This is a genomic window from Flavobacterium sp. GNP001, assembly GCF_054343775.1.
Map to the genome: position 1 here is coordinate 1 of NZ_JBTGUX010000002.1, position 9,225 is coordinate 9,225.

General features: G+C 39.7%; 7 protein-coding genes and 2 pseudogenes. All 9 read left to right on the forward strand.

Annotated features, from left to right (window positions below):
- Positions 1-301: pseudogene (locus tag ACXX8U_RS14035) on the forward strand (NADH-quinone oxidoreductase subunit N); the annotation flags it as partial.
- Positions 302-498: 197 nt separating this feature from the next.
- Positions 499-1,215: a DsbA family oxidoreductase gene (locus ACXX8U_RS14040; RefSeq protein WP_458566415.1), complete on the forward strand. Its 717-nt coding sequence runs from the start codon at positions 499-501 to the stop codon at positions 1,213-1,215.
- Between the two features lie 746 nt (positions 1,216-1,961).
- A complete protein-coding gene (locus tag ACXX8U_RS14045) occupies positions 1,962-2,348 on the forward strand; it encodes a hypothetical protein (RefSeq protein ID WP_458566416.1) in 387 nt (128 codons plus the stop codon).
- A pseudogene (locus tag ACXX8U_RS14050) lies at positions 2,344-2,574 on the forward strand (choice-of-anchor L domain-containing protein); the annotation flags it as partial. The gene ACXX8U_RS14045 and the pseudogene ACXX8U_RS14050, both read left to right, overlap by 5 nt.
- A gap of 71 nt (positions 2,575-2,645) precedes the next feature.
- A complete protein-coding gene (locus ACXX8U_RS14055) occupies positions 2,646-3,095 on the forward strand; it encodes a DUF11 domain-containing protein (protein ID WP_458566420.1) in 450 nt (149 codons plus the stop codon).
- Positions 3,001-4,515: an Ig-like domain-containing protein gene (locus ACXX8U_RS14060; protein WP_458566421.1), complete on the forward strand. Its 1,515-nt coding sequence runs from the start codon at positions 3,001-3,003 to the stop codon at positions 4,513-4,515. The genes ACXX8U_RS14055 and ACXX8U_RS14060 overlap by 95 nt, the downstream gene beginning before the upstream one ends.
- On the forward strand, positions 4,482-5,699 hold the full coding sequence (locus tag ACXX8U_RS14065) for an Ig-like domain-containing protein (protein ID WP_458566419.1): 1,218 nt from the start codon (positions 4,482-4,484) through the stop codon (positions 5,697-5,699). The genes ACXX8U_RS14060 and ACXX8U_RS14065 overlap by 34 nt, the downstream gene beginning before the upstream one ends.
- Entirely contained in the window at positions 5,696-6,550 is an 855-nt protein-coding gene (locus ACXX8U_RS14070; RefSeq protein ID WP_458566417.1) for an Ig-like domain-containing protein, read from the forward strand. The genes ACXX8U_RS14065 and ACXX8U_RS14070 overlap by 4 nt, the downstream gene beginning before the upstream one ends.
- Entirely contained in the window at positions 6,459-9,104 is a 2,646-nt protein-coding gene (locus ACXX8U_RS14075; RefSeq protein ID WP_458566418.1) for an Ig-like domain-containing protein, read from the forward strand. The genes ACXX8U_RS14070 and ACXX8U_RS14075 overlap by 92 nt, the downstream gene beginning before the upstream one ends.
- The last annotated feature ends 121 nt before the right edge of the window (positions 9,105-9,225 follow it).

The following is a 9,225-nucleotide window of genomic DNA, read 5'->3' on the forward strand; positions in this document are numbered from 1 at the left end:
TCTTACGGCAGCTTTGCTTTCTATGGCTGGTATTCCAATTTTTGCGGGATTCTTTGCTAAGTTGGTGTTGTTCAGTCAAACGATTCAAGCAGGTTATTTAGCTTTAGTAATCGTAGCGGTTGTGAACTCTATTATAAGTGTTGGTTATTACTTCAAGTTGATTTTAGCGATGTACACCAAGGAGCCAAACGAAGAACGAAAAGGAACTCCAGTTATTATTTACGCTGTTGCCATTGTAGCAATTGTGTTGAATATTGCGTTAGGGTTGTTCCCATCTTTAGTTTTGGATTTACTGGCTTAAGCAAAAATTTTAAAAATATACAGAAAACCATCAAGAGCAATTTTGATGGTTTTTTAGTTTTAAAGGTTTTTTTCTTCATTAGAATAAATATTTTCTATTCCTATATCTATATTTAAATTCTGTATCTCAAAAAGCTAAAAATTGAATTGATTAATTTTGTCTCATTGAAATAGTTTTAATTTAATTATCAAAGTAAGATGTCAAATACATTAAAAATACAGATCTGGTCAGATATTATGTGTCCGTTTTGTTATATCGGAAAAAGAAGAATTGAAGCTGCCTTGCAGCTTTTCGAACATAAAGATGCTGTTGAAATCGAATGGAAAAGTTTTCAGTTGGACGCTGGTTTTGTCGCTTCTCCGGAAGATAATTTAGTAGCTCATTTAGCTGAAAAATATAGAAAAGACACCAATTGGGCTCAAGGAATGCTAGATGATATGACGCAGAATGCTAAAAATTCAGGATTGGATTTCCATTTTGAAAAAGCAGTTATGGCGAATTCATTGCATGCGCATCGCTTGTTGCATTTGGCTAAAAAGTATTATTTGGCAAATGACTTAGAGGAATTATTGTTCAAAGCCTATTTGACGGATGGGAAGAATATAAATGATTTAGATACTTTGAAAGTATTGGGATTGGAAGTAGGACTGAGTGCTGAATCCATCGATGAAGTATTGCATTCTAATGTTTATGCAAATGAAGTGCAGCTTGATATTCATGAGGCACAATCTATCGGTGTTCAAGGTGTTCCTTTCTTTGTTTTCGATAATAAATATGCAGTTTCGGGTGCGCAACATGTAGAAACTTTTTTAAAAACGCTTGAAAAAGTATGGGAAGAAGGCAAATTCGATTCGAAAGTTACATTATTGAATACAACCGATGGAGACAGCTGTGGAATAGATGGTTGTGATTAATAATTTTTTTGTTTAGTTAAATTACAAAACCTGTCTTTTAAGATAGGTTTTTTTTTGAATTATCAGTAAATGTGTTTTCCCTGTTAGTACTAAATTATACATAGTAATCTGAAACACATGATGCTTTTATAGAGTGGTATTGTCTGAACTTACGCAATTTTAGTATTTGTAGGACTTGAAACAGAATGAATATCTTTCGTCGATACTTTAATGTCTTTAATCGATATAAATTACAACATTTATCGTAAAATTTTTTTTTGTTAAAGCTTTTAGTCATAATTTAGTAAGATAAGGTTTGCCTCTGCTTTTTTAGATGCAGGTAAAAATTGATTTTTAGAGATTATAAAGTAGGTTTTTTTATGGAGTAGGATAGTCGAAGTGCAATTTTGTATCGAAGTTTTGGATCGTTCAAATAGTTTGGGTGATGATTATAAAATTTAAAAAATATATTTTATTTCACAATTTTTATAAAACCATTAAGATATTTTTAACGTAAATATTAAATATTTTGCTTCAGGCGTAGGTACATAATACATTTTATTAATGATTTGCAAATAAAAATAATTGATTATTGATGTCTTATTGTCATCAAGAAAAAAAGATGTTGATTTGTAATTTTTCATCCGTACGGGATTAAAAACTTAAATTCTAAATACTATATAATCCCTTATATTTTTCCTTAGAATTTTATAAGTTTTTTGATTAAAGTTCAGTTCAAACAGATATAAAATATAATAATGTGAATTATGAGTAAACAATTACCTTTTTTTAGTCTTCGAATAATAAAATTTTTATTCTTATTTTGTTTCTTATATACGCTAAATATTAATGCGCAGGTTACTGCAGGTACTAATCCAACTGATGCTCAAATTAATTTATCGCTACAAGGACCAGGTATCGTTATTGCTGGTGGTACTTTGTCGGGTGGTGCAACTGCCGCTACTTTAAGGTCAAATCAAGTTGCGACATTTACTAATGGACAAGCTGGTGCTGGACTTGGATTTCCTAGCGGTGCGTACTTTTCTACTGGAAACGCACCATTTGAGTTGGCTAATAGAAATACCGCCGTTCAACGATCTTTAAACCCAGCAGGAGCTGCATTGGTTTCAGATCCAAATTTATCTCACAATTGATGCGACAGCCACCCGAGATTTAATTTCATACACTTTTACGATTACTTTAGGGCCATCAATTACTGGTTTAAAAATAGGGTATCATTTTGGCTCAGAAGAATATCCAGATTATGTTGGTTCAAATTTTGATGATGCTTTTGGTTTTTTCATTTCAGGACCGGGTATCACAGGAACTCAAAACTTTGCTACTACTCCTAGTGGTAGTCCTACATCTATTAATAAAATAAATGCAGGTGTTAGCACTGTTTATCATCCCCAGCAACTCCCGTTGCGGCTTATGATGGTACGCAGTCTGCTTTGTATATTAATAACGGGCACCGTACAACGGTCACTGGAGGTAAATATGTACAAAATACGGCTCCACAGCCAGGACCTTTTCCTGTTTTTAGTGAGTTTAACGGTTTAACAACTTTTATAACAAGAAGCATTAAAAATTTGACACCCGGTGGCACCTATACATTTAAGGTAGTTATTGCAGATGCTGGAGATGCTGCTCTTGATTCAGGAGTATTTTTAAATTTAATAGAGGGGTTGACTAATACTGATTTACAAATTAGCAAAGCTGTAGATAACCCTACACCTAATGTGGGCAGTAATGTTACCTTTACTTTAACTGCTAATAATTTGGGGACAGGTGCAGCAACAGGCGTTAATGTCACAGATATTTTACCATCTGGTTATTCTTTTGTTAGTGCCACACCACACGGGTTCCTATTCAAGTGGAACGGGGCAATGGTCAGTAGGTAATTTAGCAAATGGTGCTAGTGCAACTTTGTCAATATTAGCGACAGTAAATGCAACTGGAAGTTACACTAATACGGCTACCATTGTTGGAAATGAAACAGATCCAACACTAGGAAACAACACATCAACAGTTACTCCTAATATACGCCCAACAGCAAATGATGTAACCACAGCAAGTATTCCGTCAACAGCAGGAGCTACAGCTATCAGCGCATTGTCGGCAACAGATACAGATGGCACAATTGCAAGTTATACCGTTTCCACTTTACCAGCCAATGGAACATTAGCCTTGGGCGGAGTAGCAGTAACGGCAGGACAAGTAATAACTCCAGCGCAAGCGGCTACATTAACTTTTGATCCAAACGGAACCTTCACAGGAACAACAACTTTCACCTTTACCGCTACAGACAATACAGGAGCAGTAGATGCAAGTCCAGCAATATTTACCATTCCAATAGGTAACAACCCTCCAACAGCAAATGATGTAACCACAGCAAGTATTCCGTCAACAGCAGGAGCTACAGCTATCAGCGCATTGTCGGCAACAGATACAGATGGCACAATTGCAAGTTATACTGTTTCCACTTTACCAGCCAATGGAACATTAGCCTTGGGCGGAGTAGCAGTAACGGCAGGACAAGTAATAACTCCAGCGCAAGCGGCTACATTAACTTTTGATCCAAACGGAACCTTCACAGGAACAACAACTTTCACCTTTACCTCTACAGACAATACAGGAGCAGTAGATGCAAGTCCAGCAATATTTACCATTCCAATAGGTAACAACCCTCCAACAGCAAATGATGTAACCACAGCAAGTATTCCGTCAACAGCAGGAGCTACAGCTATCAGCGCATTGTCGGCAACAGATACAGATGGCACAATTGCAAGTTATACTGTTTCCACTTTACCAGCCAATGGAACATTAGCCTTAGGCGGAGTAGCAGTAACGGCAGGACAAGTAATAACTCCAGCGCAAGCGGCTACATTAACTTTTGATCCAAACGGAACCTTCACAGGAACAACAACTTTCACCTTTACCGCTACAGACAATACAGGAGCAGTAGATGCAAGTCCAGCAATATTTACCATTCCAATAGGTAACAACCCTCCAACAGCAAATGATGTAACCACAGCAAGTATTCCGTCAACAGCAGGAGCTACAGCTATCAGCGCATTGTCGGCAACAGATACAGATGGCACAATTGCAAGTTATACTGTTTCCACTTTACCAGCCAATGGAACATTAGCCTTGGGCGGAGTAGCAGTAACGGCAGGACAAGTAATAACTCCAGCGCAAGCGGCTACATTAACTTTTGAATCCAAACGGAACCTTCACAGGAACAACAACTTTCACCTTTACCGCTACAGACAATACAGGAGCAGTAGATGCACAGTCCAGCAATATTTACCATTCCAATAGGTAACAACCCCCCAACAGCAAATGATGTAACCACAGCAAGTATTCCATCAACAGCAGGAGCTACAGCTATCAGCGCATTGTCGGCAACAGATACAGATGGCACAATTGCAAGTTATACCGTTTCCACTTTACCAGCCAATGGAACATTAGCCTTGGGCGGAGTAGCAGTAACGGCCGGACAAGTAATAACTCCAGCGCAAGCGGCTACATTAACTTTTGATCCAAACGGAACCTTCACAGGAACTACGACTTTCACCTTTACCGCTACAGACAATACAGGAGCAGTAGATGCCAGTCCAGCAATATTTACCATTCCAATAGGTAACAACCCCCCAACAGCAAATGATGTAACCACAGCAAGTATTCCGTCAACAGCAGGAGCTACAGCTATCAGCGCATTGTCGGCAACAGATACAGATGGCACAATTGCAAGTTATACCGTTTCCACTTTACCAGCCAATGGAACATTAGCCTTGGGCGGAGTAGCAGTAACGGCCGGACAAGTAATAACTCCAGCGCAAGCGGCTACATTAACTTTTGATCCAAACGGAACCTTCACAGGAACTACGACTTTCACCTTTACCGCTACAGACAATACAGGAGCAGTAGATGCCAGTCCAGCAATATTTACCATTCCAATAGGTAACAACCCCCCAACAGCAAATGATGTAACCACAGCAAGTATTCCGTCAACAGCAGGAGCTACAGCTATCAGCGCATTGTCGGCAACAGATACAGATGGCACAATTGCAAGTTATACCGTTTCCACTTTACCAGCCAATGGAACATTAGCCTTGGGCGGAGTAGCAGTAACGGCCGGACAAGTAATAACTCCAGCGCAAGCGGCTACATTAACTTTTGATCCAAACGGAACCTTCACAGGAACAACGACTTTCACCTTTACCGCTACAGACAATACAGGAGCAGTAGATGCAAGTCCAGCAATATTTACCATTCCAATAGGTAACAACCCCCCAACAGCAAATGATGTAACCACAGCAAGTATTCCATCAACAGCAGGAGCTACAGCTATCAGCGCATTGTCGGCAACAGATACAGATGGCACAATTGCAAGTTATACCGTTTCCACTTTACCAGCCAATGGAACATTAGCCTTCAGGCGGAGTAGCAGTAACAGCCGGACAAGTGATAACTCCAGCGCAAGCGGCTACATTAACTTTTGATCCAAACGGAACCTTCACCAGGAACAACAACTTTCACCTTTACCGCTACAGACAATACAGGAGCAGTAGATGCAAGTCCAGCAATATTTACCATTCCAATAGGTAACAACCCTCCAACAGCAAATGATGTAACCACAGCAAGTATTCCATCAACAGCAGGAGCTACAGCTATCAGCGCATTGTCGGCAACAGATACAGATGGCACAATTGCAAGTTATACCGTTTCCACTTTACCAGCCAATGGAACATTAGCCTTGGGCGGAGTAGCAGTAACAGCCGGACAAGTAATAACTCCAGCGCAAGCGGCTACATTAACTTTTGATCCAAACGGAACCTTCACAGGAACTACGACTTTCACCTTTACCGCTACAGACAATACAGGAGCAGTAGATGCCAGACCAGCAATATTTACCATTCCAATAGGTAACAACCCCCCAACAGCAAATGATGTAACCACAGCAAGTATTCCGTCAACAGCAGGAGCTACAGCTATCAGCGCATTGTCGGCAACAGATACAGATGGCACAATTGCAAGTTATACCGTTTCCACTTTACCAGCCAATGGAACATTAGCCTTGGGCGGAGTAGCAGTAACGGCCGGACAAGTAATAACTCCAGCGCAAGCGGCTACATTAACTTTTGATCCAAACGGAACCTTCACAGGAACAACGACTTTCACCTTTACCGCTACAGACAATACAGGAGCAGTAGATGCAAGTCCAGCAATATTTACCATTCCAATTGGTAACAACCCAGCCAGTGGCCTTAAACGATTCTGCAACTACAGACGAAGACATACCAGTAACAATAAACGTTACCACAAACGACACGGATACAGACGGTACAATTGATGTAGCTACAGTAGATTTAGATCCAGCCACAGTTGGCGTCCAAAATACTTTCACGGTAGCAGGTGAAGGAACGTACACGGTAACCAACCTAGGATTAGTTACCTTTACACCGGTATTGAACTTTAACGGAGCAGCAACACCAATCATTTACTCGGTAAAAGATAATAACGGATTAATATCGAATATCGGTACTATATCCGTTAGTGTAACAGTAGTAAACGATGCGATTGATGCCGTCAACGATCCATCGGTAACCGTTGCGTCAAACAATACGGTTGTGACGGCATTGAATGCCTTAGCTAATGATACGTTAAGTAACATCGCAGCGACTACCAGTAATACCAATGTGACGCCATTAACGACAGGACCATTGAGCATTGATGCTAACGGTATAGTAACCGTTGCAGCGAATACTCCAACTGGTACGTTCAGCATCACCTACCAATTATGCGAAGCCGATCCAGCAACGGGATTGAATGTAAGCCCAGCAAATTGTGATACCGCTACAGCAACAGTTGTAGTAAACAATCCAATCGATGCAGTGAGTGATTCATCGGTAACTGTTGCCTCAAACAATACGATAGTAACCGCATTGAATGCATTAGCTAACGATACGTTAAGTAACATCGCAGCGACTACAACCAATACCAATGTAACGCCATTAACGACAGGACCATTGAGCATTGATGCAGATGGAATAGTAACCGTAGCAGCCAATACCCCAAGTGGTACGTACAGCATCACCTACCAATTATGCGAAGCCAATCCAGCAACAGGATTGAATGTAACCCCTGCGAATTGTGATAATGCAACGGCTACTGTAGTAGTCTTTAATTCAATAGACGCAGTAAATGACGGTCCAACAACAATTGCGTCAGCTACTACGCCGGTTACCGTACAAAATGTAACATCAAATGATACCTTGAATGCATCATTTGTTACAGCAACTAATAGTGATGTAACACCAATAACTACAGGGCCTTTAAGTGTAGATATTAACGGTAATTTAATAGTAGCAGCCAACACAGTTTCTGGAACTTATACAATAACATACCAATTGTGTGAGTCTGGTTCAAGTCCAGTAAATTGTGATACGGCTGTAGCTACAGTTGTAGTTCAGAATCCATTACTTGCAGTAAATGATGGGTCAATTACAGTAGCGACTGCTAATGTTCCTAAAGTTGTTTTAAATGTTATTTCAAATGATACGTTACATGGAGATCCAGTTACAGATGCAAATACTAATATAACTCCAAAAACAACAGGCCCATTAAGTGTTGCTAGTAATGGTGAGATAACTTTGGCAGGCAATACACCTTCTGGAACCTACAGTATTATTTATGAAATATGTGAGATAGGAGCAAACCCAGTAAATTGTAAAACAGCAACAGCAACAGTAGTTGTATTTAATTCCATCGTGGCTAACCCGGATACAACAGGAGGACTTCCAGGAGCTACAACTGGTTCTGTTTTAGGGAATGACACCTTAAGTGGAATCCCACCTATTAATCCAGCTGATGTAATTTTGACAACTACTATCACAAATGCTGTATTAACATTAAATCCAGATGGTACCATTACAATTGCAGCAGGTACAGCGGCAGGACCTCAAACATTAGAGTATCAAATATGTGAAATTGGTTCAAATCCAGTTAATTGCAGTACTGCCACCGTTACAGTAAATGTTTTACAAGCAGCCGTAGATGCCATTGTTGATGATTTTACAGCAGTACCATATACTGGTGGAAATGGAGGAACCACTACATCAGTATTGAATAATGATACCCTTAATGGAGTTGTCTTAAATCCGGCAGATGTTAATTTAACATTAAGTGGAACTGCGCCTTCAGGATTTGTATTGAATAGTAACGGTACAATTACAGTTCCTGCTGGACAGATTTCAGGCACCTATATGGTTTTTTATCAAATATGTGAAAAGATAAATCTATCAAACTGTGATATAGCCAATGCGAAAATTCGCATTAGTAATCAAATTAATGCGTTTGATGATGCCTTCTCTCCACAAGCGCCAAGCACTACAGTGGCTACAACAGTTGGAAGTGTGTTATCTAATAACGGTAATGGAGCAGATAATTTAAATGGAATAGCAGTTACATTGGCAAATACTGATGTGACACCGGTAACCACTGGACCATTGCGTATTGATGCAGATGGAAATTTGACTCTAGCTCCAAATACTGTTTCAGGTACGTATACCATCACTTATCAATTGTGTGAAGCAGGAGCAGACCCTGTAAATTGTACAAACGCAACTGCAACAGTAGTTGTTTTAAATCCAATTGATGCAGTTGATGATAATCCAGTTGCAGTAAACTCAGGAGTAAATCCAAAAGTAGTGTTTAATGTAACAGACAATGATACATTGAATACTGTTTTAGTAAGTCCAACCAATACGAATGTTACCCCAGTTTCTGCAGGACCATTGAGTATCGATTCGAATGGAGTAGTCACATTAGCAGGAACACGCCAAGTGGAAGTTATAGTATTACCTATGAATTGTGTGAAGTTAATCCATCAACAGGATTGGCTGTAACACCAGTCAATTGTAATAGCGCTGTGGCAACCATTAAAGTTTTAAATTCGATAGATACGGCAAACGATACTTTAGGCACACCAGCAGCACCATTGGCTTCAGGCACTACACCAGTAGCAGC

What these genes read in the sequence shown, in the direction of transcription:
- ACXX8U_RS14040 (WP_458566415.1), top strand. Translation starts at nt 499, where the DNA reads ATGTCAAATACATTAAAAATACAGATCTGGTCAGATATTATGTGTCCG.
- ACXX8U_RS14045 (WP_458566416.1), top strand. Translation starts at nt 1,962, where the DNA reads ATGAGTAAACAATTACCTTTTTTTAGTCTTCGAATAATAAAATTTTTA.
- ACXX8U_RS14060 (WP_458566421.1), top strand. Translation starts at nt 3,001, where the DNA reads ATGTCACAGATATTTTACCATCTGGTTATTCTTTTGTTAGTGCCACAC.
- ACXX8U_RS14065 (WP_458566419.1), top strand. Translation starts at nt 4,482, where the DNA reads ATGCACAGTCCAGCAATATTTACCATTCCAATAGGTAACAACCCCCCA.